The sequence below is a fragment of the Stenotrophomonas sp. genome (assembly GCF_036662295.1).
GTDB lineage: Bacteria > Pseudomonadota > Gammaproteobacteria > Xanthomonadales > Xanthomonadaceae > Stenotrophomonas.
Map to the genome: position 1 here is coordinate 14,335 of NZ_JAVWXA010000018.1, position 24,456 is coordinate 38,790.

Sequence of the window (24,456 nt, forward strand, 5' to 3'; positions counted from 1 at the left end):
TTTTTTTGGTATGACGCTGCGTCTTCTTTGAAGCTGCGTCTTCTTTTGGGTGCCGCGCGCGCGTCCGGGGCCCCTTGGCGGCCGGCAGGCCCTTGCGCAAATGTCCCCCGGCCGACGCCTGCGGCGCCGACCTCCTCCTTTATTTTGCCAAGGACCTACCGGCCGCCAAGAGGCACGGCTTGCGGTGGGGGAAGAGCGGGCATCCACGGATGCGCTGGATGGAGAGGTCAGGTTGGTTTGCTGTCAGGCGTCGATGTTGAGGGATAGCTCACCGGCGCGGTGATGATGCAGGTGCCCGCCACGCATGCACTCGCGGTATCCCGGCTGCTACTTTCCGCACGCGACGCCGCTTGGCGGCCGGCAGACCCTTGGCCAAATAAAGGAGGAGGGGACGGCCGCAGGCCGGCGCCGGGGGACATTGGCGAAAGGGTCTGCCGGCCGCCAAGCGGCCCCCAACGCGCGCGTGCCAGCCGAACGAAGACATTCGGCCGACCGAGGCTCGGCAAGAGGCGCTTAGTTCATCCCTTTGATGGTCAGATCCAGCGCGTCCTTGCCGCTTTCGCGCTGCAGCAGGCGGGCCGGGACCGGGAACTCCTTGACGATCCAGGCGATCAGTTCCTTGTTGCCGTCGGTCCGCGAGACCTTGGTCGCGTCATAGGACTTGCCCGCCACCGTGATCTTTTCCTGCCCGACCACCTTGTAGGTCATCGGCTTGATCCGGCCTTCGTCCACCATGCGGTAGCTCAGCGGCTTGCCCGCGGCCAGGTCGCGCGCGATCGCCAGGTTGATCAGCAGCGCGTCCATGTCACCGGCCTTCAGCGCCACCGGGCCGCGGCGGTCCGGCTTCACATCGCCCGTCCACGTCGCCTGGTTGCTGCTCCAGTTGTAGGTGGCATCCACGTTGCGCTTCTTCACCAGCAGCACCGAGCGGTCATTGCTGCTCAGCGGGCGCAGGCGCCCGTTGCTTTCGTCGAACACCGTGCTCTGGCTCAGGTCGGCCAGCTGGTTCTTCACGTTCAGGCTGTAGCGCCACTTGTTGGCGCCTTCGCTGCTCAGCGTCATCGTGCCATTGGCCTGCATGCCCATGTAGCTGGCCTGGTAATCGGCCTTGAACGGTTGCAGGGCCATCGCCGGCAGGCTCACCACGGCCAGTGCGCCAGCGGCGATCCAGGTCAGCGGGCGGTTCATCAGGTTCATGCTCAGACTCCTTGGTATTCGATCAGGCGCAGGTCGATGCGATCTTCGCCGTCTTCGCGTTGCAGGATCCGCACCGGCGTTGGCACGCCGTTGGCGATCCAGAGGATGGTTTCGTCATTGCCGCCGTTGGTCCGATGGACCCGCAGCGCGTTGTAGGAGAGATCGCCCACCTGCACGTTCTCGGTGTCCGGCGCGGCCTGGTAGTCGTGCTGGCGCACCCGGCCCACGTCCACGTAGCGATAGTGCATCTGCCCGCCCGGGCGCGCGTCGCGCATGATCGCCAGGTTGATCAGCAGCGCGCTCTGGTCGCCCGGCTGCAGCGGGATCGGCTGGGTGCGCTCCTTCTTCAGGTCGCCCAGCCACTGCGCGGTCCCGGCCTGCCAGTTGTAGGTGCCGCTCACCTTCTTGCCCAGGAACAGGCCCTTGCGCACCGTCGCCTGGCTGATCGGCACGTAGGTGTCGCCGCGCTTTTCGAACACCGTGCTCTGCTCCAGGTTGAGCCCGAGCACGCTGGCAAAGCCGCGCCGGCCCACCACCTGCATGTCCACCCGCCACTGCGCGCCGCCGGTGTGGGTCACGCGCATGATGGCATCACCCGCTTCCTTGCCCTTGTACAGGGCCTGGTAGGTGGCGCTGAACGGCTCCAGCGGCGGCGCTTCCCAGCTGATGGCAGGCACGGCCGGCAGCGGCGGCGTCGCCGGTGGCGCGGTCGCCTCCTGGGCGTGCGCGATCGCCACGGTGCACAGCAGGGACGCAATCAGCAGCACGGGCTTGGACGAAAGGATCTTCATGCGGACACGCGGCGGGAGGAGGGGAGAGGATGCCAGCGGGCGGATCAGCAGCGCGTGTGCGCGCGGCTCACTCGTTCAGCTTGCCGGCGCAATCTAGGCGCAACGGGCTAAACAGGGGGTGACCGTCGAGGTGCAGCGCGCCGTCGCGTTCAGCCACGCGCCCGGCCACCAGCCATTGCAGGCTGGCGATCAGCAGCGGGTGCTCCACCGACAGCACGCGCTGGGCGAGGGTTTCCGGGCTGTCGCCGGGCAGCACTGGCACCCGTGCCTGGGCCAGTACGGTGCCGGCGTCCAGTTCGGGCACCACGAAGTGCACGCTGGCGCCATGCTCGGCGTCGCCGGCCGCCAACGCCCGCGCATGGGTGTGCAGGCCCTTGTAGCGCGGCAGCAGCGAGGGGTGGATGTTGACCAGGCGGCCGGCGAAGCGGGCCACGAAGGCCGGGCCGAGGATGCGCATGTAGCCGGCGCAGACCACCCAGTCCGGCGTGAACCCGGCCAGCGCATCGCCAAGCGCGGCATCGAAGCCGGCGCGGTCGGCGAAGTCCTTGGGCGAGCGGGCCCAGCGACGGTCGTCGGCCACGCTGCGCAGGGCCGGCGCGTCCGGTTTGTCGGACAGCACCGCCACCACCTCGGCCTCGAGCCGGCCGGCGTCGATCGCCGCCAGGATGGCCTGCAGGTTGCTGCCGCGCCCGGAGGCCAGCACCGCGATGCGGCTGCGGGCGCTCATCGGCCGGCCTCGCGCCGGGCCAGCGGCCACACCAGCAGGCTGCCGAGGGTGGCCAGCAGCATGTCCGCATGGGCATCCCACGGGTCGCCCTGCTGGCCGTTGTAGGCTTCGGCCGCCTCGGGCGAGAGCAGCAGGGCGATGGCCCATTCCAGCCATTCGTAGACCAGGCTGGAACACATCACCGCCATCACCGCCAGGCTGAAGGCCTGGCCGATGCGCAGCGCCGGCCACGCATGCCGGGCCAGCTGGACCAGCGCCGGGGTGAAGCAGAGGCCGTAGAGCAGGTGGATCAGCCGGTCGAAATGATTGCGCTGCCAGCCGAAGGCCGCGTTCGGCGACCAGCCGGTGGCCGCCTGCAGCCACGCGTCGTAGGGCACGTTGGAATACAGCCAGCGGGCGGCGATGCAGTGGATGGCAATGAACCCGCAGATGGCCACGAAGGCCCCGTCGCCCAGTGCCCAGCGCCGGTTGACGAGCCACAGGGCGACCAGCCCGATCACCGCCAGCGACCCGTGCAGCGCCTGCTCGGCCGGCCACAGCGGGTGGATCCAGGTGGCGGCGAACACCGCCAGCACGCCGGCGAACGCGGCCTTCTGCGGCAGGGAGACGGGGCGGGCGCGGCGGCCGTGGTGGGTCATGCGGGTCGGCCGGGGCATCAGGGCGGGGAAGGCGGCGCGGCGGCGCCGGCCAGGAAGCGCTCACGCACCGAGGTGCGCGACAGGACGATCAGGGTGAACACCCCCAGCACGGTGCCCAGTGGCACGGACATGCAGCACAGGCCGGCGGCGATCAGGCACAGGGTGTGGCGCTGCTGCCGCGCCAGGCAGCCCGCGGCATGGCCGATCAGGCCGGCCATGGCGATCATGGCCAGCACGCCCAGGCCGCCCAGCACGGTGAACACGGTGCCCAGCAGCTGTATTTCGGCCGGCGAGGACGCGGTGCTGCTGTCCACCGGCATGGCCCCGCAGAGCACGGCAATGCCCAGCACCAGATAGATCAACGGGAACAGGGCGCCCAGCGCGAACAGCGCGGCCATCACATAGTGGAAGACCGACAGCAGCCGCAGCTGCGCCAGGTCATCCGGGGCGGGGCGCGCGCCGGGCGGTGTCGGCGCATGGGCCGGCACCGGGGGCGGCGCGGCGCCGGCCGTGCGGGGTTCCATCGGCCGGATCAGCCGATCTTGACGCGCTCGGCACCGTTGGCGACGGTGACCTCGCCAATGGTCCAGTGCGCCAGGCCCTGGGCGGTGACCGCGTCGGCCACGGCCTGCACCTGGTCGGCGGCGACCACCAGCACGAAGCCGATGCCGCAGTTGAAGGTGCGCCACATCTCGGTGTCGGCGACCGCGCCTTCGCGCTGCAGCCACTGGAAGACCGGCGGCAGGGTCCAGGCGTTGGCGCGGATGTCCAGGCCCAGGCCCTCGGGCACCACGCGGATGATGTTCTCGGTGAGGCCGCCACCGGTGATGTGGGCCATGCCGTGGATGGCCGCGCCGTGGGTCTTGAGCAGCGCCAGGATCGGCTTGACGTACAGGCGGGTGGGCGCCATCAGCGCATCCACCAGCTTGACCCCGTCCTCCAGCTCCAGCTCGGCCGGGCGACCGGCGCGGTCATAGATGCGGCGCACCAGCGAGTAGCCGTTGGAGTGCGGGCCGGAGGAGGCGATGCCGATCAGGACGTCGCCGGCGGTCACGCTGGCGCCGTCCTTGAGCTCGCTCTTCTCCACGCCGGCCACGGTGAAGCCGGCCAGGTCGTACTCGCCGGGGGCGTACATGTCCGGCATTTCAGCGGTTTCGCCGCCGATCAGCGCGCAGCCGGCCTCGGTGCAGCCGTTGGCGATGCCGCCCACGACCGCCGCGGCGGTGTCGATGTCCAGCTTGCCGCTGGCGAAGTAGTCCAGGAAGAACAGCGGCTCGGCGCCCTGCACCAGCACGTCGTTCACGCACATGGCCACCAGGTCGATGCCGATGGTGTCGTGGCGGCCCAGCTGCTGGGCCAGCTTCAGCTTGGTGCCCACCCCGTCGGTCCCCGAGACCAGCACCGGCTCGCGGTACTTGTTGGACAGGTCGAACAGCGCGCCGAAGCCCCCCAGCCCACCCATCACCTCCGGGCGGAAGCTGCGCTTGACCAGCGGCTTGATGCGCTCGACAAATTCGTTGCCCGCGTCGATGTCGACGCCGGCGTCGCGGTAGGTCAGGGGAGTGGGGTTGGACGGGGAGTTGGTCACGGGCGTCGGGGCTGCGCTGGGGTGAAAGTGCGATTTTAACAGGCCACGTTGGCGCGCAGGCCCTATTCGGGCAACAATTCCCCCCGGATACGCTCAATGGAAGTCCTGATGCGCCGCAGCCTCTTTTTGATGATGCTCCTCACGCTATGCCTGCCGGTGGCCACGATGGCCCAGAGCGGACTGCGAACCGAAGGCGACGTGGCCACGGCCAGCGGTGCTTATGAAGCCGAAGTGCCGGTCAACAGCCAGGCCGACGCCGACCGCAACGGCGCGCTGGCCCGCGCGCTGGGCAACGTGCTGGGCAAATTGTCCGGCGATCGCAGCGTGATGGGGCGCCCGGGCGTGGCCCAGGCACTGCGCGGGGCCAAGGATTACGTGGCCAGCTATGACTACCGCCAGGACCAGAGCACCTCGGCCAGCGGTGCTCCCAGCTTCCGCACGATGCTGGTGGCGCGGTTCCGCCAGGATGAGGTGGACGGGCTGATCGCCGCGCTCGGGCTGCCGCTGTGGCCGCAGCCGCGGCCCAAGCCGGTGGTCTGGCTGGCCATCGACGATGGCACCGGCCCGCGCCTGGTCAGCGTGCAGCAGGCCAATGCGGCACGCCCGCTGCTGAACCGCGCCATCGAGCGCGGCTACAAGCTGGGCCTGCCCGGCGGCAGCGCGGCCGAACAGGCCGTGGTCGGCGCGATCTGGCGCCAGGACACCGCCGCGGTGGCCCGCGCCTCGGCCCGCTATGCCCCGCCGATGCAGCTGGTGGGCAAGCTGTACCGCGCCAACGGCGGCTGGGTGGCCGACTGGGTGTTCGTGGATGGCGGCAAGGAACTGAACAAGTGGACCACCAAGGACACTGACGCCCGCCGCGCCATGGCCAGCGGTGCCGACGGTGCCGCCGATGCCCTGGTGCGCCGCTATGCCAAGGCCGGCGTGGCCACCGGCGCGGCCGGCACCTACACCATCGTGGTGGTGGGGCTGGACAGCGCCGAGGACTACCTGCGCCTGGCCGCGGGCCTGCGCGAGAGCCCGGTGGTGCGCAACATCACCCCGCTGCGCGCCTCCGGCAACCGGCTGGAGCTGGCGCTGGAAATGACCACCGGCCTGGCCGGGCTGAACCGCATGCTGGGCGACAACGGGGTGATCGCCCCGCTCGCGCCGCTGCCGGTGCCCGTCGACGCCGATGCCGCCCCCGGGACGCCGCCGCCGCCGGCCAGCAACGAGTACCGCCTGCGATGATCCTCACGCCTGAAGCGGAAATCGCGCAGTTCCTGCGCCGACTCAAATACGTGCTCGCCGCGCTGGCGGTGGGCTGGGTGATCTGGCTGCTGGGGCCGATCCTGACCCCGTTCGTGCTGGCCCTGGCGCTGGCCTGGCTGGGCGACCCGCTGGTGGACCGGATCGAGGCTACCGGCCGCTCGCGCAACACCGGCGTGGTGCTGGTGTTCGTGGCGATGGTGCTGATGCTCACCGCCGCGCTGCTGATCCTGGTGCCGATGATCGAGCGCCAGATCGCCACGCTGGTGGCGGCCATCCCGCAGGCCCAGCAGTGGCTGATGCAGACCGGCATCCCCTGGTTCGAGCAGAAGACCGGGCTGGAGATCATGCAGTGGATGGACCCGGACCGGTTGATCGAGTGGGTGCGCAGCCATTGGCAGCAGGCCGGTGGTTTCGCCAAGACCTTCTTCGGCTATGTCTCGCGCTCGGGCTTCACCATGGTGACCTGGGTGGTCAACCTGCTGCTGCTGCCGATCCTGGCCTTCTACTTCCTGCGTGACTGGGACAAGCTGGTCGAGCGCGTGGCCTCGATGATCCCGCGCAACCACATCGGCACCATCACCAAGCTGGCCCGTGAATCGGACGAGGTGCTGGGCGCCTTCATCCGTGGCCAGTTCCTGGTGATGATCGCGCTGGGCGTGGTGTACGCCGCCGGGCTGTCGCTGGTCGGGCTGAAGCTGGGCCTGTTGATCGGCCTGGTGGCCGGCCTGATCAGTTTCATCCCCTACCTGGGGGCCACCACCGGCATCGTGATGGCGGTGGGCGCGGCGCTGGTGCAGGCGCAGGGCTTCGACCTGAAGCTGCTGATCCTGGTGGGCGTGGTGTTCACCGTGGGCCAGCTGCTGGAAAGCTACGTGCTGACCCCGCGCATCGTGGGCGACAAGATCGGCCTGCACCCGGTGGCGGTGATCTTCGCGGTGATGGCCGGTGGCCAGCTGTTCGGCTTCCTGGGCATGCTGCTGGCGCTGCCGGTGGCGGCGGTCAGCAACGTGCTGCTGCGCTATGCCCACCAGCGTTACCGGCAGAGCGACCTGTATGCCGGTGAGCGTTCGGCGATCGTGCTCGATTCGTACATCGACAAGCCGACGATCATCGTGGACACCTCGCCGAAGGCGCCCGACCTGCAGTGAGCGTCGTCCCGCAGCTGCCGCTCGCCCTGCGTTACCCGCAGGACGAGCGCCTGGAGACCTTCATCGGTGCCCCGGACGGGGCACTGGCGCAGCTGCGCGCCATCGCGGTGGGCGCCGCGCACGACTGGGTGTACCTGGAGGGCGCGGCCGGCACCGGCAAGACCCACCAGGCGCTGGCGATGTGCTCGCTGGCCGAGCAGGCCGGCCGGCAGCCGACCTACCTGCCGCTCAAGGCGGTGGTGGGGCGCACGCGCGCGGCGCTGGAGTCGCTGGAGGGGCGTGACCTGGTCGCGCTCGACGGCCTGGATGCGGTGGCCGGGCAGCGCGAGGACGAAGTGGCGCTGTTCGATTTCCACAACCGCGCGCGCAGTGCCGGCATCACCCTGCTGTACACGGCCCAGCACGCGCCGGACCAGCTGGGCCTGGTGCTGCCGGACCTGCGGTCGCGCCTGCAGCAGTGCGTGCGCCTGCAGTTGCAGCCGCTGGACGACGAAGGCCGCGCGGCGGTGCTGCGCGAGCGGGCGTTGCGCCGGGGCCTGGCCATCGACGAGGCGGCGATCGAGTGGCTGCTCACCCGCACCGGCCGCGAGCTGGGCAGCCTGGTGAGCCTGCTGGACTGGCTGGACCGCGAATCGATGGCCGCCCAGCGCCGCATCACCGTGCCATTCCTGCGCCAGGTGCTGGAAGACGGCCCGCACCGGTTGTAACGCCCACCGGCGATCATCTGCCCGCAACGCCCACCGATGGTAGAGCCACCCCATGGGTGGCTGCGCGCGGTGCCGGAACGAAGCGCAGCCACCCATGGGGTGGCTACCGGTGGGTGGGCATCGACATGGCGGTTGGTTGTGCGCACCCGCAATGCGCTTTGGCGCGCCGGATATTTGAAGACGGCCCACACCATTTGTAACGCCCACCCGCGGTCATCGGCCCGCAACGCCGCCCGGTGGGTGCACATCGACACGGCGGTTGGTTATGCGCACACGCAATACGCCATGGCACGCCGGATTTTTGAGGACGGCCCGCACCGTTTGTAACGCCGACCGGCGTTTATCTGCCCGCAGCGCCCACCGATGGTAGAGCCACCCCATGGGTGGCTGCGCGCGGTGCCGGAACGAAGCGCAGCCACCCATGGGGTGGCTCTACCCGTGGGTGTCAGCGTGCCTCCACCGCGCGCTGGGTCAGCGCAACTGCGCGTCCAGCTCAGCCAGTCGCTCCGGCGTGCCCACGTCGGTCCAGCGGCCGCGATGGTGCTGCCCGCTCACGCGGCCTTCGGCCATGGCGTGGCGCAGCAGCGGGGCCAGGCCGAACTGCGGCGGTTGGGCCTCGGCGCCGGGCGTGGCGCCGATCACCTCGCGCCAGCGGTCGAGGATCGTCGGGCGGTACACGCCGATGCCGGCATAGGTCAGCCGCGCCGCGTCGCCGTCGTCGCTGACGCGGCCATCGGCGGCCAGCAGAAAGTCGCCGCGCGGGTGCTGGGCCGGATTGTCGACCAGCACCACGTGCGCATCGCCGGCCGGGGAGTCGCTCAGCGTGGCGAAATCCAGGTCGGTCCACACATCGCCGTTGACCACCAGGAACGGCGCATCGCCCAGCACCGGCAGCGCGTTGAGGATGCCGCCGCCGGTTTCCAGCGGTACCGGACCCTCGTCGATGAGATGCAGGCGCAGGCCCCATCGCGATCCGTCGCCCAGGGCGGGGGCGAACTGCGCGCCCAGCCAGGAGGTGTTGACCACCACCTCGCGCACGCCGGCCGCCGCCAGCTTTTCCAGGTGCCAGGCGATCAGCGGCTTGCCGCCGGCCACCAGCAACGGCTTGGGCATGTGCAGGGTCAGCGGACGCATGCGTTCGCCCTTGCCGGCGGAAAACACCAGCGCCTTCATGCGCGTGCCGGGATCGGGCCGGCCAGCTGCGCCAGCGCCGGTTTGATGCGCCGCTGCAGCAGGTCGTCCAGCGCGGCCAGTTCGGGATGGCGCGGCAGCACTTCCTCCAGGTAGGCGATGAAGCGCGGCGCATCCTCGAAATAATGGCCCTTGCCATCGCGGTCGCGCAGGCGCACGAACAGGCCCAGGATTTTCAGATGGCGCTGTATGCCCATCCAGTCGGCGTCGCGCAGGAACTGCGGCCACGGCCGCACCGGCAGGCCCGCGGCCAGCGCCAAGGCGTGGTAGCGCGCCAGCCATGCGTCCACCTTGTCCAGGGGCCAGCTCAGGAAAGCGTCCTTGAACAGGCTCACCGGGTCGTAGGCGATCGGCCCGCGCACCAGGTCCTGGAAGTCCAGCACGGCCGGGCCACCGTCGACCGGCATCAGGTTGCGTGGCATGAAATCGCGGTGGGTGAGCACCTGCGGCTGGTTCAGCGCGTTGTCCATCAGCCGGCGATGCACGGCCTGCAGTGCCTCGATCTCGCCGCCGTCCAGCTGCAGGCCCAGGTGGCGCTGCAGGAACCACTCGTCGAACAGGCCGGCATCGCGCTGCAGCAGCGCCTCGCCGAAGCTGCCCATGTTCTCGGGCACCGGAATCTGCTGCAGGCGGATCAGCTGGGCGAAGGCGGCATCGAACCACGCATCGGCGTTGTCGGCATCGATGTGGCGGGCCAGGGTGGGGCCACCGAGGTCCTCCAGCAGCAGGAAGCCCTGCTCCACATCGCGCGCCAGCACCTGCGGCACGCGCACGCCGTTGGGCGCCAGCAGGTCATGCATGCGCAGCCACGGGCGCACGTCTTCCAGCCCGGGCGGGGAGTCCATCACGATGTGGCTGCCACCGATGCTGGTGGCGCGCCAATAGCTGCGGAACCCGGCATCGACCGAGGCGCGGTCGAGCGCCAGCTGCGGGTCGTTCAGCGCGGCGCTGGCCCACTGGCGGCGCTGTTGGGCGCGCAGGGGATCGGAAGCAGGATCGTTCATGGACAGGTACGTCGAAGCGGCACCGGAGGCGCCAGGGGAAAGGAGAGGGTGGGGGTCAGCGCTTGTCGCCGCCGCTGACCAGGCGCAGCAGGGCGAGGACGGCCACCGCGCCGAGCACCGCGCCGAAGAAACCGGCCGGTTCGCCGGCGGCATACCAGCCCATGTACTGGCCGAACCAGCCGGCCACCAGGGCACCGACGATGCCCAGGCCGATGGTCAACAGGCAGCCCATGCGGTGGTTGCCGGGCATGAAGAAGCGCCCGAGCAGGCCGACGAAGAAGCCGACCAGGATGATGTAGAGCCAGCTGGTGCTGCCGAACAGTCCGTTCATGCCATCTGCGCCGGGGAAGGATGGACGCAGCCTAGCAAGGCCAGGCTGCGTCCGTCACGGGCAGTGCGATCAGCAGCAGCCGTGGCCGCCGTGGCGGGTGCCGCTGTCGGCGGCGACCGGCGAACCGCTGGTCTCACCGCGCAGGCTGGCCGCGTAATGCTCGCTGATCACCTTGGACACGCAGGCGGTGACCTTCTTGCCCATCGGGATGTGCAGGAACTCGTTCGGGCCGTGCGCGTTGGAGTGCGGGCCGAGCACGCCGGTGATCATGAACTGGGCACCGGGGAACTTCTCGCCGAGCATGCCCATGAACGGGATCGAGCCGCCTTCGCCCATGTACATCGCCGGCTTGCCGAAGAAGGTCTGGCTGGCCTCGTCGATGGCCTGGGTCAGCCACGGCGACATCGCCGGTGCATTCCAGCCGCTGGAGGCCTTTTCCAGGTCCAGCTTGACCTCGGCACCATTGGGCGGGTCACGCAGCAGCGCGGCCTTGAGCAGTTCGCCACAGGCCTTGCCGTCGGCGGTCGGCGGCAGGCGCAGCGACAGCTTCACCGCGGTATGCGGGCGCAGCACGTTGCCGGCCGAGGCCAGCGGCGGCATGCCGTCCACGCCGGTCACCGACAGCGCCGGGCGCCAGGTGCGGTTGAGCACCAGTTCGGTGAGGTCCTCGTTCATCGGCTTGAGGCCGTCGACCATCGGGAATTTCTCGAAGATCGCCGTGTCCACCACGTCGGCGGCCCGCTTGGCCTGTTCCAGGCGCTCGGCCGGAATCTCAACGTTCATGCCGTCGATCAGGATGCGGCCGGTGTTTTCATCCTCGATGCGCGACAGCAGCTGGCGCAGCAGGCGGAAGCTGGAGGGCACCACGCCGGAGGCATCGCCGGAGTGCACGCCTTCGTTGAGCACCTTGACCGAGAAGTTGCCGCCGGTCAGGCCGCGCAGCGAGGTGGTGCACCACAGCTGGTCGTAGTTGGCGCAGCCCGAGTCCAGGCACACCACCAGCGACGGCTTGCCGATGCGGTCGGCCAGGTGGTCCACGTAGGCCGGCAGGTCGTAGCTGCCCGATTCTTCGCAGGCTTCGATCAGCACCACGCAGCGCGCGTGCGGCAGCCCCTGTTCCTGCAGCGCCAGCACCGCGGCCAGCGAGCCGAACATGGCGTAGCCGTCGTCGGCGCCGCCGCGGCCGTACAGCTTCTCATCGCGCAGCACCGGCACCCACGGGCCGAGGTCCTCGTCCCAGCCGGTCATTTCCGGCTGCTTGTCCAGGTGCCCGTACAGCAGGATGGTGTCCTCGCCGGTTTCGGCGCCGGTGGCCGGGATCTCCAGCAGCAGCAGCGGCGTGCGGCCTTCCAGGCGCACCACCTCGACGGTCAGGCCCGGCAGGTTCTGGGCGCGGGCCCAGTTCTCCATCAGGGTGACGGCCTGCTCCATATAGCCGTTGGCGACCCAATCAGCGTCGAACATCGGCGATTTGTTGGGGATACGGATGTAATCGACCAATTGCGGGACGATTTCGCTGTCCCACTTTTCATTGACGAATTGGCCGAGTTTGGCGCTGTCCATCTGACACTCCGGAGGCATTGGCTAGTCCTCACATTCTACGCCCGTGGCGGGGGTAGGGATTTCCCTACACCACGTCAGGTATTTGGCTGGCTGTGTGAATGGTTTGTGGACGATAGGCTGTGTGTATGTGGCGAGGGACGCTGGAGCCTCCGACGGGATAGCCGGCAGGCACCGGTGCCGAGCCACAGGGAGTTGCAAGGTGGGGCCTTGGTTTTCGTGGATGGCGCTTGCGCTGGGACTGTTGTTGATGGGCGCCGCTCACGCGGTCGATCGCATCGACATCAATACCGCTGATGCGTCGACGCTGCAGCAGGGATTGGCGAACGTGGGGCCGCACAAGGCCGATGCGATCGTCGCGTACCGGCGACAACACGGACCTTTCCTCCGGGTCGAGGACCTGGCACGGGTGAAGGGGATAGGGACGGCAACGGTCGAACGGAATCGACAACGGATGACGACGGGGGTCATGAAGAGCCCCGCCGCGGAACCGCCCAGGAGGGCGTTGCCGGCATCCGTACCAAGGCGCTGACCAACAGGACACGTCGGAGACCGGCAGGACGCCGGCACCGGTCGCCGCGCAGGACGCGCGGCGGCACCGACACACGCAGGGACGCAAGGCGCAGGGACGCGGCGCGGAAGGATTGGCGCGGATCCACCAGGACGGTGGCATCCAGACCCGGGAAGGGCTGTGATGGCGGAAAGATAGACGGCCGAGTGCAGGAAGCATGGCCGGCACCCACACTGGGCAGGATGCACAGGGGGAAGGCGGGACGCCGACAAGGACGTGATGATTGCCCGGTCTACGCAGGGATGCGTGACCGGGCAATTTCTTTTTGGGGCGCTCGCTGATTGCGGGTACGCCGACCGCCGGCCGCCGCATGGTTTGAGGGTTGCCACGCATGGCGTGGCACTACCCGGGCGGATCGGGCAGGGCCGCGGCGCCCACACCTTTCGCATGCAGCACGTTGCGGTAGCGTGTGCACTTCACTGGATGGAATGACTGCCCATGGCACCTCGCTGCGCGTTGCTTACCCTGGCCCTGGCCACCCTGTTCGCCGCCGGCATGGGCAGCGCGACCGCCGCCGCGCCGCCTGCCAGCGTGGCGACGGAGAAGGCCACGGCCGCGCCGCGCGGGCCGACCGAGCTCAAGCCCGGTGAGTTCCTGTGGCACCCGGAGATTTCGCCGGCCGGCCCCATCGTGCTGGTGGTGAGCCTGGATGAGCAGCGGGCCTACGTGTACCGCAACGGCATCGCCATCGGCTTGAGCACGATAAGTTCTGGCAAGACCGGGCACGAAACGCCGACCGGGGTGTTCACCATCCTGCAGAAGGACAAGGACCACCGCTCCAACCTCTACAACAGCGCGCCCATGCCCTACATGCAGCGGCTGACCTGGGACGGCATCGCCCTGCATGGCGGCAGCCTGCCCGGGCACCCGGCCTCGCACGGCTGCGTGCGGTTGCCGCAGGCATTCGCGCAGAAACTGTTCGGCGAGACCAAGCGCGGCGATACCGTGGTGGTGGCCGATGCCAAGAGCGCGCCGATGACCCTGGCCTATCCGGCGGTGCTGGCGCCGGTGAACAGCACCGGCAAGCCGCTGCTGGAAACGGTGGATGCGCCGGAGTCGTACTGGAACGATGCCGCCGCGCCCAGTGGCCAGGTGGGCATCCTGGTGAGCCTGCACGACCAGCGCCTGTACGTGCTGCGCGATGGCGTGCTGATCGGCGAGTCGCGGCTGCAGGCCAAGGCGCTGCCGGCCTTCGAGGGCACCACGCTGTTTGTGATGCAGCAGGGTTACACCGACGTGCCGAGCCCGCTGGACGCGCACCAGCGCCTGCACAAGTGGACCGCCTACCCGCTGCTGGGGCAGAGCGCCGGCAACGCCAGCCCGGACCTGCTGGCCACGCCCAGCCTGCCGATGGCGCTGCCGCCCGCGTTTGCCGAGCAGCTGTACGCCGCGCTGGTGCCGGGCACCACGCTGCTGGTAACCAGCCTGCCGGCGGTGCGGCCGGTGGCCGATGAACAGAACCTGCAGCCGGTGTTGGAATCCGATGCGGGCGGGTCCACCTTGTAAGGATTGGTCCTGCCGGTACGCCGTCGATGCCTGTGTCTCCGTTCTTCCTCCTTGCGCCGTGCGCGGTGCTGCTCTCGCTGACGGCGTCGGCCGGTGCCGCGCCGGCCGCCCGGCCGGCCGCGCCGGCGTCGATGCCGCCGGCACAGATGGCCGACCTGCTGGCCCGGGCCGCGCCCGGGGCCGATCGCAAGGTGCTGCAGCTGGCGGCCACGGCGATGCGCTGCGCGTTGCGGCGCCCGGAACTGGGCGTGGACCCGACCCGGCTGGGGGTGATCGACTATTCGCGGCCGTCCACCGAGCAGCGCCTGTGGATCTTCGACCTGGCCTCGCAGAAGCTGCTGTTCGAGGAATGGGTGGCGCATGGGCGCAACAGCGGCGGCAACCAGACCACGCAGTTTTCCAACCGCGATGGCAGCTTCATGTCCAGCCTGGGGGCGTTCACCGCGCAGGAAACCTACATGGGCGGCAACGGCTATTCGCTGCGCCTGGACGGCCTGGAGCCGGGGTTCAACGACCATGCGCGCGACCGCGCGATCGTGATCCATGGCGCGCCCTACGTGAACCCCACCATGGCCCGGCTGCAGGGGCGGCTCGGGCGCAGCCTGGGGTGCCCGGCGGTGCGCCTGACCGTGGCCAGGCGGCTCATCGACAGCCTGCGCGGTGGCACGATGGTGTTTGCCTATTACCCCGACAAGGCCTGGCTGGCGCAGTCGCAGCTGCTGGCCCCGGACTGCGGTGGCAGCGCCGGCTGAGCGCGCGCTGGGGCACAATGGCCGCATGCCGATCGATACCGTCCTGGGCGCGCCCACGCGCGTCATTCCGAGTTACGAGTACCGCCGCGAACGCTGGCGCAATGGCCTGGGCTGGACGCGCGAAATCCTGCGCCTGCCGGACAGCGACGACTGGCAGGTGCGCTTGTCGATCGCCGAGATCGAGCAGGACGCCGCGTTTTCGACCTTCCCCGGGATCGAGCGTGAGCTGGTGCTGCTGCGCGGGGAAGGGCTGCGCCTGCGGTTTGGCGACGGCGCCGTGCATACGCTGCTGCCGCCGCACGACCGCCTGCGGTTTGCCGGCGAGGCGCCGGTCAGTGGCGAGCTGGTGGATGGCCTCACCCACGACTTCAACCTGATGTGGCGGCGCGATGCCATCGCCGCCGAGCTGCTGCACCGTCCGTTGGTGGGCAGCATGTTCTTCTTCACCGAGCCGGGCACCGCCTGGGCGATCCACCTGCTGGCCGGCCAGGCCGAGCTGGAAGGCGAGCCGGGTCTGCCGCCGCTGGCTGCCGGTGACACCGCCTGGCTCGCCGCCGGACCGCGCCGGCGGTTCGCGTTGACCGGCGGTGGCGAGCTGCTGGCGATACGGGTGCAGGCAGCGCCCTGACCGGTTGATGCCGATCGTTGGTCGGCACGAGGGTGAGGGTGCGGGTGCAGGTGTGCGGCGCGCCACGACCCACGGTCGCGGCCTGCCGGATCAATACACGTCGCGCCGATAGCGGCCGGCGACGATGAGCGCTTCCTTGCCGTCGCGGCCCAGTGCGCGTTCGATCACCGCATCCACGGCCGGGGCCATGCCCTGCAGGCTGCCGCAGACCAGGATCGTGGCGCCTTGCCGCGACCATTCCCACAGGCGGTCGATGTGGGCCTGCAGGCGATCCTGCACGTAGCGGTGCGCGCCGCCGTCGCGGCTGAACACCGTATCCAGATGCTCGATCCAGCCGGCCTGGTGCCAGGCGGTCAGCTCGTCGCCGAAGTAGAAATCGTGCGCGTGCGTGCGCTCGCCGAACAGCAGCCAGTTGCGCCGTGCGCCGGCCTCGATGCGCGCGCGCAGGTGGGCGCGCAGGCCGGCGATGCCGGTGCCGTTGCCGATCAGGATCAGCGGTGCGTCGGGCGGCGGGGCGTGGAAGTTGGGATTGCTGCGGAAGCGCAGGTCGATGCGGCCGCCGGGTGCGGCGTGGTCGCACAGCCAGCCGCTGCCCAGCCCGGGGTGCCCATCGGGGCGCAGCTGGCGGCGCAGCAGCAGTTGCACCTGGCCTTCGGCCGGCAGGCTGGCGATGGAGTATTCGCGATGCGGCAGGGGGCGCAGCGCGGCGACCAGCGCGGCGGCGTCACCGGCGGGCGTTTCCCCGGCGCTGGGCAGATGGGCGCGTGAAAGGTGCGCGTGCAGGGTTTGCCCGTCGACCTCCTCGCTGCCGTCGCGGGCGGCGTTGGCCAGCCAGGCATCGACCTCGGCCGGGGACTGGCGCGGGCCGATCTCGACCACGTCGCCCGCCTGCCAGTGCGGCAGCACGCCGTCGGCCGGCACCAGCGCCACCTGCCAGGTGGCGGCGCCGGGGCTGCCCACGTTGACCGGGGCGCGGCTGTGCAGTTGCCAGTGCAGGTACTCGGCCGGTGCCCAGTCGGGCAGGTCGGTGGCGCTGCCGCCAAGCTGGCCCAGCAGCTGCTGCCAGTGGCGCAGCGCGGCCGGGTCGGCGTTGTCAACCTCGACGGTATCGAACAGCGGATGCGCGCCGTGCTGGCGCAGCCAGGCATCGAGCTGGTGGCCGAACGCGCAGAAATGGCCGTAGCTGCGGTCACCGAGGGCGAGCACGCCGTACTGCAGGTGTGGCAGCGCGGCCGGCTGCTCCATCACCTGGCGCAGGAATGGCAGGGCATGGTCGGGCGCATCGCCCTCGCCGGTGGTGCTGGCGATCAGCAGCACGCGCGTGGCCTGCTGCAGCGCGCCCGCATCGAGCTGGTGCAGGGCCCGCACCCGCACCGGCAAGCCGGCCGCGCGCAGGGACTCGGCGCTGCGATCGCCCAGCTGCCGGGCAAACCCGGTCTGGCTGGCCCATACCAGCAGGATCGGGGCCTGGCCGTCGGCGCCGGCACGATCATCGCGCGTGCGTCCGCGCCAGGCGATCAGCGCACACAGCGCCGCATAGGCGAGCACGCTGCCCAGCGCCCAGCGCCAGTGCGACGCCAGCGGGGCCACCTGCCAGCCGGTGTCCGGCAGGTGCAGACGCAGCAGCAGGCCGGCCAGCACCGCCAGCGCGACCATCACCAGCACGTTGCCGAGCACGGCGCGCGAGGGCGTGCTCATGCGCGCGCCGCCGGCGACGCATCGATGCGCTGCCGGAACGCCGGGCTCATGCGCTCGACGATGCCCGCCGCGCCGCGGCTGACGAAGCGCGCCGCCAGGTCGTGTGCCGTGGCGAAGGCCAGGCCCTGCTCGACGCCCATCACGGTGAGCGCGGTGGCCCAGCCGTCGGCGGCCATCGCATCGGCGGCGACCACGGTGACCGCCGCGGCGGCGTGGTCCACCGGCGCGCCGGTGCGCGGGTCCAGGGTGTGGCTGAACTGCCGGCCGTCCTGTTCGAAGTGGTGCCAGCGATCACCGGAGGTGGCCACGGCCAGGTCGTCCAGGGCCAGCACGCGCGGCGCATGGGAGGCCTGCGCGGATTCCTCCGGGCCGGCCTCCACCAGCACGCGCCAGGGCTGGCCATCGGGCTTGCGCCCGTAGCCGTGCAGTTCGCCGCCCACTTCCACCAGTGCGGCGCTTATGCCCTGCTGGCGCAGCCAGCGGCTGGCCTGGTCCACGGCAAAGCCCTTGGCGATCGCCGAGAGGTCCAGTTCGGCCGCGCCGGGTTGTTGCAGCACGCCTTCCTGCCAGTGCAGGCGCTGCCAGCCGCAGCGGGCACGGGTAGCGGCCAGCGTTGCCGCGTCGGGGATGCGCCGGGCATGGGCCTGCGCGCCGAAGCCCCACAGCGCCACCAGCGGGCCGATGGTGGGATCGAAAGCACCTTCGCTGCGCGCGGCGATGTCCAGCGCGGCATCCAGCACCTGTGCAAACAAGGGCGGCAGGACGTGCGCGCTGCCGGGCGCGGCGCGGTTGAATCGGGAAATGTCGCTGGCCGCTTCCCAGGTGCTCATCTGCGCCACGATGGCGTCGAGCTGGGCCTGGATGCCGGCATGCAGCGGGTGCAGGTCACGCGTGCGCGCGGCCACCAGCTTTACCTGCCAGGTGGTGCCCATGGTGTGGCCACCGAGGCTGGCGATGTCGAGATCTGCGTTGTTCATGGGGGTGGGCATGCCGGGCGTAGGCGGCCGGGCTGCCGGTCGGAGGAGGGGGAAGCCCCCTTCCCGGAGGAAGGGGGCGCGCCGCAGGCGCCGGATGGAGCGGGCAGGTGCCGGCGGCAACAACAGAGGCGAAGCGCGGTTACTGCGGCAGCACTTCCAGGGTGGCCACGTAATTCAGGCGGCGGGTCTTGGCCTGCTTCAGCGAGGTCTTCTTGTCTTCGCTGCTGGTTTCCAGCCAGTACATGCCCGCTTCCGGCCAAGTGATGCTGAACTCACCCTTCTTGTCGCTGGTGACCTTCATCTCGTCCTGCGCGTTGCGGTAGCGGGTGCCACCGCGGGTCACTTCGAAGGCCAGGCCGGCGCGCGGCTTGCCATCGACCAGCACGCGGAAGCGGGCCGGTTCGCCGGCGACCAGGTCATTGGGGTGCCCCAGCGCGACCATCTCGATGCCCTGCTTGGTGGGCTTGAGCGCGGTGGCGTTCGGCGTGCCGTTGGTGACGAAGGTTTCGATGCGGTTGACCGACTGGGACACCTGCAGCTTCTTGGCCTTCTTGGGCACTTCGTTGGCGAAGGCCGCCGGGGTACCGCGCCAGCGCTTGGGCGCGCCGTTCTCTTCCCAGTTGGCCGACAGGCTCGAGCTGACCGAGGCCAGGCGGTAGGTGCCCTGCTGGGTCAGCTCGACGTCGAACACGCTGCGGAACTTGCCGGTGGAGGCGTTCTGCGGCTGCACCACGGTGCCGTCGGGCGCGGTGATGATCAGGCTGTCCAGGCGCAGCGGGACGTGGTTGAAGTAGAACAGGTCGTTGGACACGGCCGCATCGACGGTGATCCACGGCTTCTCGCCGGCGATCACGGTCTGGGACGGTTGCAGCCAGGCCTTGTGGGCCAGGGCGGAGAACGGAAGTGCGGCGGCCAGGGCGGCGGCTAGGACAAGCGAGCGCTTCATCAAAAACTCCATGTAAGGGACAACGTCGGTGAAAGAGGCCAGGTGGCCGATGCTACCTGCCTTGGAGGGCGGGCGGTGGATCAGGGTTTGGCGGTCAGCGAGACCAGGCCCAGTTCGGTGCTGCCCTGGGCCTTGCCGGTCTGCACGCTGGTGGCCGGCCAGGTGAAGGGGATCTTGAGCAGTTCACGGCCGCCGACCTCGCGCACCGCTTCCACCACCAGGGTGTAGTTGCCCGGGGCGAGGGCCTTGAGCGCGGGCTGCCGGTCGTTGAAGGACAGCGCCTGCTTGCCGGCCGGGCGGGTGGGGCCGGTCACCCCGTCCACCGGCACGTCCAGGGTGCGGCCGCTCTTGCGCCACCACTGGCGCAGGTCCGGCAGCCACTTGGTGCCGTGGCCTTCGTTGCTGCCGGTCTGCTGGTACCACACCGACAGGTTGGCGGCGACCTTCTGGTCGGCACCTTCCAGCCACACGGCCACATACGGGCGGTGGTACTCGGCCACGGTGAGCTTGGGCACCTCCACGTTGATGTCCAGCGTGGCGGCATAGGCCGGGGAAGTGGCCAGCAGGCCGCTCAGGGCGATGGTCAGGGTAACGCGCATGGGGCGGCTCCGTGGGGAACGATCAGTGGATGAGAAGAAGGGCGATCAACAGCGGGATCATCAGGCCCAGGCCGACCAGCGGCCAGGTCATGCGGCGCTGGCGGGCATGCAGGTGCAGCAGGAACAGGCCGGTGATGCAGAAGACCAGGCAGGCCACCGCGAACACGTCCAGGAACCAGCCCCAGGCCGGCCCGGCGTTGCGGCCCTTGTGCAGGTCGTTGAAGTAGGAGACCCAGCCGCGCCGGGTGGCCTCGTACTCCACCGCGCCGGTGTCGCGGTCGATGCTCAGCCAGGCGTCGCCACCGGGGCTGGGCATGGACAGGTAGATTTCGCCGTCGGACCACTCGGCCGGCCGGCCGCCGATGGAAATGGAGAGCTGGTCGTCCAGCCAGCGCACCGCCGGCCGTGGCAGCGGGGCGTTGCCATCGGTGCGCGTGCCCAGGCCGGCCAGCAGGTTGGCCGGCAACGCCAGCTGGCGGTTCTGCACCTGGGGCGTGGCTTCGATGCGGCGGGCATGGTTGAGCGTGATGCCGGTGGCCGCAAACAGCAGCATGCCGATCAGGCAGACCGCCGAGCTGATCCAGTGCCACTGGTGCAGCGTGCGCAGCCAGAAGCCGCGGCTTTGTTGGTGCTGCACGCTGGAGGGGGAAGGGGCCACGGTCACTGCACTGGGATCTGAATGGCGAATTACACCATTGATGAGAATGGTTCGCAATTTCTGCCTTCGCCCGGACGAGGCGGCGGTTGCCAGCACGGGCAACCGCCACCCCGGCGCGCGGTCAGAACCTGGCGTTCAAGGAGAGCCAGTAGCTGCGGCGCTGGTCCTTGGTGGCGTAGTCGTCCACGCAGTTGTACTCGCTGTCGCTGATCAGCACGCACGACTGCGACACGAAGTCCTTGTCGAGCAGGTTGTTGACCCGCGCGTTGAGGGTCAGCCACGGGGTGATGTCCCAGCTGCCGCCGAGGTGGAAGATCGTGTAGTCCTCGTAATGGCGCACCTGTGATGCACTCACGCCGCCGACGTTGCTGACCAGGGTGTCGCGGTAGCGGTCATAACGCCCTTCGCCGATCAGCGACAGGCTGATGGCATCGCTGAGCTGCCAGTTGAGGCTGGCATTGGCCATGTGCCTGGCCGGGGTGGTGGTGCCACCCACCGGCTTGCCCTTGTCCACGCCACTGGTCTGCTCGGACCGGGTGAAGGTGTAGTTGCCGCGCAGCTGCAGGGTGTCCAGCAGGTCCACGTGGGCCGCCGCTTCCACGCCGCGGGTTTCGGCCTTGTCGATGTTCACGCTCTGGCTGAAGGTGCTGTAGCCCAGCGCCGCCCAGCCCGGGCCCACGTCCACGCAGTAGCCGCTGCCGGCGGGGGCCACTTCGCAGTTGGGGAAGGTGCCGCCGCTGGCGATCTTGTCGTCGAACTTGTTGAGGAAGCCGGTGATGTTGAAGCCCCAGGTGCTGCCCTCGTAGTACGCGGCGATCTCGTAGTTGGTGCTGGTTTCCGGCTGCAGGTTGGGCGAGCCCACCAGCGGCAGCACGCCCTGGCCGCCGAAGCCGGTGACGCCGGGGAACAGCTGGTCCGGGCGCGGGGTCTTGTAACCGGTGCTCACCCCGCCCTTGATCGTCCACGCATCGCTGGCATTCCACACCAGGTAGCCACGCGGGCTGACATGGCTGCCGAAGATGTTGTGGTCGTCATAGCGCACGCCGACGGTGGCGGTGAGGGTGTCTGTGAGCGACCAGTTGTCCTCGGCGAACACCGACCACATGCGGTGCTGCTGCTTGACGTTGTCGCGGTAGCCGGCGCCGTCCATGCCGAACACGCCGTCGACCATGTCGGTGTCGTTGTACTGGCCGCCCACGGTCAGCTTGTGCGCGCCGAAGGTCATGTCCAGCATCGTGTCCAGCACGTAGCCTTCCAGCTCCATGGTGCGCAGCGGGCGCGGCAGGAAGGCCTGCAGGCGGGCCTGCTCGCTGGCGTTGAGGGCGGTCAGCGCGTTGCCGCGGCCGGCGGCGCAGTTGGCGGCCGCCCCGGTGCGGCGGCAGACATCGTTCCACAGGGTCTGCAGGTCGGCGCGCTCATCCAGGGTGAGCGGCAGCGAGCGGCCGAGGTTGTTGCTGGTGGTGTGGGTCAGCGTGGTCTGCCAGGTGCCGAAGCGGTAGCGGCCCTGGTGGGTCAGCGCGAGCTGGTCGCGCTCGTAGCGCTGGTAGGCGGTGTAGCCCACGCGCGGCTGCACCACGCGGCGGGTGACGGTGCCGCTGCCGTTCGGGTTGGGAATGGTGGCGTTGCCCACGCGCCACAGGCTGGCGGCGCTGTCCAGGGTGCCGGTCTGGCCCTCGCTGTTGTCGTACTTCTGGCGCGAGACGTCGTAATCCAGGCTGAGGTCGTGGTCGTCGTTGATCGTCCAGTTCAGGCGCAGGCCGGTGTTCCAGTTGGTGTTGGCCACCGCCTTGCCACCACCGCCGAAGCCGATGCTGCGCGACCACAGGGTGCCGTCTGGCAGCGGCAGGTCGTCCCACTCGGGGTTGGAGGCCTTGGCGTCGTAGTAGCTGCCGCGCACGGCCAGGCCCAGGCGGTCCTTGAGCAGCGGGCCGGTCAGGTAGACATCGGTGGTGCGTGCATCGCCGAACTGGTCGTCCTGCTGGACGGTGAAGCCCTGGGTGACCGAGCCGTGCCAGGCCGCCTGGTTGCGCCGGGTGATGATGTTGATCACCCCGCCCATGGCGTCCGAGCCGTACAGCGTGGACATGGGGCCGCGCACCACTTCGATGCGCTCGATGGCATCCAGCGGCGGCAGGTAGGCGAACTGGCCGCCGCCGAAGTTGTTGGGGTAGAGCTGGCCGACGTTGCTCTGCCGGCGGCCGTCGATCAGCACCAGGGTGTATTCGGACGGCATGCCGCGCATGGAGATGGTGGCGCGGCCGTTCTTGTCGGTGGTTTCCATGCCCACGTCGATGCCTTCCACGTCGCGCAGGGCATCCACCAGACTGGTGTAGGGGCGCTTGCTCAGCTCTTCGCGGCTGACCACGCTGATGCTGGCCGGGGCATCGGTGATCTTCTGCTCGAAGCCGGCGGCGGTGACCACCACCTTGTCCAGGGTGGTGGGCGCGGCGGCGTCGCCGTTGGCGAAGGCGGGCGCGCTGAGCGCACCGAGCAGGGCGATCGTGAGCGTGCAACGGGACAGGGACGTACGACGACGCTGGCGCTGGGCCATGGCAGGTAACCTCGAAGGAAAGCAGACGGACGCGCGCCGGCGCGGCCGGCAGGCCACGCCACGCACAACGGGATCAGGGACAGGCCCGCAGGGCGGGCAGGCAGACGGCGACTGGCATCGACGGCGCGATGGCGCCGCAGGCGATGCGCGGGATCAGCCCGGCGGGGGCGCCTGGCCGCGCTGGACGCGCAGCCCGGGGGCGGCGGGCAACGGCGTGGCCGGCGCCGACACGATGGCGGGGGAGGCCTGCGGCGGCCGTGCCACCAGGCTGGCCATCAGGCTGTACAGCGCGTCCTGCGGTTGCAGGCGCGGCGGCTGCGGCGCCGAGGCGGTGCGGGCCGCGGCCGTGCGCCGTGGCTTGGCGGGTGTTTCTTCCTGGGGCGTGGTTTCGCCCCCACTGGCCGGGCGGTCTTCCGCCGGTTGCTGCAGCACCAGCGCGGCGCTGCCGGACAGGGTGCGCTCGAGCACCGGCAGGCCGGTGAACAGCATCGCCAGCAGGGCCAGCCACGCCAGCACGCTCGCCAACGCCGGTCGCTGCCCGCGCATGGCGGGGGCAAAGCTGCGGTGGCGGTGGGGGTGGCGCAAAGGGGCAAGTCCGGTTGACGGCGACCCGGGCCTCCGGAACGCAACGCGCCGAATTGTAGTGAGATGCGTTACCGGGTGCAAATGGGAATGATTTGCGATTAAGGGCGCTGGCGTGACCGCGGCACCGGCGCCGGTGCGATCAGACCTCGCTCCAGCGGCGCAGCAGGTTGTGATAAACGCCGGTGAGCTGCAGCACCGCGGCCGCATCCGCACCACCGCTGCGCAGCGTCTCGATGGCGCTGTCCATCTCCAGCAACATGCGCCGCGCGCTGTCGTCGCGGACCATGCTCTGTACCCAGAAGAACGAGGCAAGCCGGGCGCCCCGTGTCACCGCGTTGACCCGGTGCAGGCTGCTGGACGGGTAGACCACCAGGTCGCCGGCAGGCAGTTTCACTTCGTGCTCGCCATAGGTGTCGCTGACCACCAGCTCGCCGCCGTCATAGGCGTCGGGTGGGCTCAGGAACAGGGTGCAGGACACATCGGAACGGAGGTGGGAACGCTGTTCGCCGTGGCCGGTGATCATCACCGCGCCGTCGACATGCAGGCCGTACTCGCCACCGCCCTGGTAGCGGTTGAAGCGCGGCGGCAGGATCCGCAGCGGCAGCGCTGCGGCAAAGAACAGCGGGTGCCGCTCCAGTGCCGCCAGCACCACCCGGCCCAGTTCGGCCTTCAGGGGTGAGGCATCGGCCAGTTGCTGGTTGCGCTTGACCTGCGCGCCCTGCGCTCCCACCGTTTCGCGGCCATCGGCCCAGTCCGCCGCCGCAAGCGCGCGCTGCAGATGGGCCAGTTCATCGGCGGAAAGTACGTCTGGGACATGCAGCAGCATGGTGGGATCCTCTGTGCGGCGCGGGG

Annotated in this window: 25 protein-coding genes; 7 read left to right on the forward strand and 18 right to left on the reverse strand. The window is 69.9% G+C overall.

What is annotated here, in order from left to right; translation table 11 throughout:
• Positions 1-513: 513 nt before the first annotated feature.
• The 6 genes from RSA25_RS05535 to purM form a co-directional block, all read right to left on the reverse strand.
• A complete protein-coding gene (locus RSA25_RS05535; RefSeq protein WP_332807905.1) occupies positions 514-1,197 on the reverse strand; it encodes a DUF3108 domain-containing protein in 684 nt (227 codons plus the stop codon).
• 2 nt (positions 1,198-1,199) lie between these two features.
• A complete protein-coding gene (locus RSA25_RS05540; RefSeq protein ID WP_332807906.1) occupies positions 1,200-1,988 on the reverse strand; it encodes a DUF3108 domain-containing protein in 789 nt (262 codons plus the stop codon).
• Between the two features lie 67 nt (positions 1,989-2,055).
• Positions 2,056-2,715, reverse strand: a complete 660-nt coding sequence (purN, locus tag RSA25_RS05545; RefSeq protein WP_332807907.1) for a phosphoribosylglycinamide formyltransferase — start codon at positions 2,713-2,715, stop codon at positions 2,056-2,058.
• Entirely contained in the window at positions 2,712-3,353 is a 642-nt protein-coding gene (locus RSA25_RS05550; protein ID WP_332807908.1) for a DUF2238 domain-containing protein, read from the reverse strand. The genes purN and RSA25_RS05550 overlap by 4 nt, the downstream gene beginning before the upstream one ends.
• 17 nt (positions 3,354-3,370) lie before the next feature.
• Positions 3,371-3,877 (reverse strand): hypothetical protein, encoded by a 507-nt coding sequence (locus RSA25_RS05555; protein ID WP_332807909.1) that lies wholly within the window; start codon positions 3,875-3,877, stop codon positions 3,371-3,373.
• Positions 3,878-3,885: 8 nt separating this feature from the next.
• Positions 3,886-4,911 carry a phosphoribosylformylglycinamidine cyclo-ligase gene (gene purM, locus RSA25_RS05560; protein ID WP_332807944.1) on the reverse strand — a complete coding sequence of 342 codons (1,026 nt, stop codon included), beginning with the start codon at positions 4,909-4,911 and terminating at the stop codon, positions 3,886-3,888.
• A 138-nt stretch (positions 4,912-5,049) separates the two neighbouring features.
• Here purM and RSA25_RS05565 point away from each other — a divergent pair, with 138 nt between their 5' ends.
• The 3 genes from RSA25_RS05565 to hda are packed head-to-tail and all read left to right on the forward strand — an operon-like array spanning position 5,050 to position 8,047.
• On the forward strand, positions 5,050-6,171 hold the full coding sequence (locus RSA25_RS05565; protein WP_332807910.1) for a DUF2066 domain-containing protein: 1,122 nt from the start codon (positions 5,050-5,052) through the stop codon (positions 6,169-6,171).
• A complete protein-coding gene (locus tag RSA25_RS05570) occupies positions 6,168-7,340 on the forward strand; it encodes an AI-2E family transporter (RefSeq protein ID WP_332807911.1) in 1,173 nt (390 codons plus the stop codon). The genes RSA25_RS05565 and RSA25_RS05570 overlap by 4 nt, the downstream gene beginning before the upstream one ends.
• Positions 7,337-8,047: a DnaA regulatory inactivator Hda gene (hda, locus tag RSA25_RS05575; RefSeq protein WP_332807912.1), complete on the forward strand. Its 711-nt coding sequence runs from the start codon at positions 7,337-7,339 to the stop codon at positions 8,045-8,047. Before RSA25_RS05570 ends, hda begins: the two co-directional genes overlap by 4 nt.
• Positions 8,048-8,518: 471 nt before the next feature.
• On the opposite strand, the gene murU is transcribed toward hda, so the two are convergent.
• The 4 genes from murU to RSA25_RS05595 form a co-directional block, all read right to left on the reverse strand.
• Positions 8,519-9,220 (reverse strand): N-acetylmuramate alpha-1-phosphate uridylyltransferase MurU, encoded by a 702-nt coding sequence (murU, locus tag RSA25_RS05580; RefSeq protein ID WP_332807913.1) that lies wholly within the window; start codon positions 9,218-9,220, stop codon positions 8,519-8,521.
• Complete coding sequence (locus tag RSA25_RS05585; RefSeq protein WP_332807914.1) at positions 9,217-10,242, reverse strand: phosphotransferase; 1,026 nt, start codon at positions 10,240-10,242, stop codon at positions 9,217-9,219. Before RSA25_RS05585 ends, murU begins: the two co-directional genes overlap by 4 nt.
• 55 nt (positions 10,243-10,297) lie before the next feature.
• On the reverse strand, positions 10,298-10,573 hold the full coding sequence (locus tag RSA25_RS05590) for a GlsB/YeaQ/YmgE family stress response membrane protein (RefSeq protein WP_332807915.1): 276 nt from the start codon (positions 10,571-10,573) through the stop codon (positions 10,298-10,300).
• A 69-nt stretch (positions 10,574-10,642) separates the two neighbouring features.
• Positions 10,643-12,136: a M20 family metallopeptidase gene (locus RSA25_RS05595; RefSeq protein ID WP_332807916.1), complete on the reverse strand. Its 1,494-nt coding sequence runs from the start codon at positions 12,134-12,136 to the stop codon at positions 10,643-10,645.
• 220 nt (positions 12,137-12,356) lie between these two features.
• On the opposite strand from RSA25_RS05595, the gene RSA25_RS05600 reads away from it, so the two are divergent.
• From RSA25_RS05600 to RSA25_RS05615, 4 genes are all read left to right on the forward strand, one after another.
• Positions 12,357-12,665, forward strand: coding sequence for a helix-hairpin-helix domain-containing protein (locus RSA25_RS05600; RefSeq protein ID WP_332807917.1), 309 nt, complete (start codon positions 12,357-12,359; stop codon positions 12,663-12,665).
• Positions 12,666-13,142: 477 nt separating this feature from the next.
• Entirely contained in the window at positions 13,143-14,210 is a 1,068-nt protein-coding gene (locus RSA25_RS05605; RefSeq protein ID WP_332807918.1) for a L,D-transpeptidase, read from the forward strand.
• A 131-nt stretch (positions 14,211-14,341) separates the two neighbouring features.
• Positions 14,342-14,962 (forward strand): murein L,D-transpeptidase catalytic domain family protein, encoded by a 621-nt coding sequence (locus tag RSA25_RS05610; RefSeq protein WP_332807945.1) that lies wholly within the window; start codon positions 14,342-14,344, stop codon positions 14,960-14,962.
• 25 nt (positions 14,963-14,987) lie between these two features.
• Positions 14,988-15,590 (forward strand): HutD family protein, encoded by a 603-nt coding sequence (locus RSA25_RS05615; RefSeq protein WP_332807919.1) that lies wholly within the window; start codon positions 14,988-14,990, stop codon positions 15,588-15,590.
• 90 nt (positions 15,591-15,680) lie between these two features.
• On the opposite strand, the gene RSA25_RS05620 is transcribed toward RSA25_RS05615, so the two are convergent.
• From RSA25_RS05620 to RSA25_RS05655, 8 genes are all read right to left on the reverse strand, one after another.
• Positions 15,681-17,288, reverse strand: a complete 1,608-nt coding sequence (locus RSA25_RS05620) for a flavodoxin domain-containing protein (protein WP_332807920.1) — start codon at positions 17,286-17,288, stop codon at positions 15,681-15,683.
• Complete coding sequence (locus RSA25_RS05625) at positions 17,285-18,265, reverse strand: FAD:protein FMN transferase (RefSeq protein WP_332807921.1); 981 nt, start codon at positions 18,263-18,265, stop codon at positions 17,285-17,287. Before RSA25_RS05625 ends, RSA25_RS05620 begins: the two co-directional genes overlap by 4 nt.
• A gap of 139 nt (positions 18,266-18,404) precedes the next feature.
• Positions 18,405-19,211: a DUF4198 domain-containing protein gene (locus RSA25_RS05630; protein WP_332807922.1), complete on the reverse strand. Its 807-nt coding sequence runs from the start codon at positions 19,209-19,211 to the stop codon at positions 18,405-18,407.
• 80 nt (positions 19,212-19,291) lie between these two features.
• Positions 19,292-19,810, reverse strand: a complete 519-nt coding sequence (locus tag RSA25_RS05635; protein WP_332807923.1) for a DUF2271 domain-containing protein — start codon at positions 19,808-19,810, stop codon at positions 19,292-19,294.
• Between the two features lie 22 nt (positions 19,811-19,832).
• Complete coding sequence (locus RSA25_RS05640; RefSeq protein ID WP_332807924.1) at positions 19,833-20,468, reverse strand: PepSY-associated TM helix domain-containing protein; 636 nt, start codon at positions 20,466-20,468, stop codon at positions 19,833-19,835.
• A gap of 121 nt (positions 20,469-20,589) precedes the next feature.
• On the reverse strand, positions 20,590-23,019 hold the full coding sequence (locus tag RSA25_RS05645; protein WP_332807925.1) for a TonB-dependent receptor: 2,430 nt from the start codon (positions 23,017-23,019) through the stop codon (positions 20,590-20,592).
• A gap of 153 nt (positions 23,020-23,172) precedes the next feature.
• On the reverse strand, positions 23,173-23,604 hold the full coding sequence (locus tag RSA25_RS05650; RefSeq protein ID WP_332807926.1) for a hypothetical protein: 432 nt from the start codon (positions 23,602-23,604) through the stop codon (positions 23,173-23,175).
• Between the two features lie 139 nt (positions 23,605-23,743).
• Complete coding sequence (locus RSA25_RS05655) at positions 23,744-24,430, reverse strand: Fe2+-dependent dioxygenase (RefSeq protein WP_332807927.1); 687 nt, start codon at positions 24,428-24,430, stop codon at positions 23,744-23,746.
• Positions 24,431-24,456: the final 26 nt, after the last annotated feature.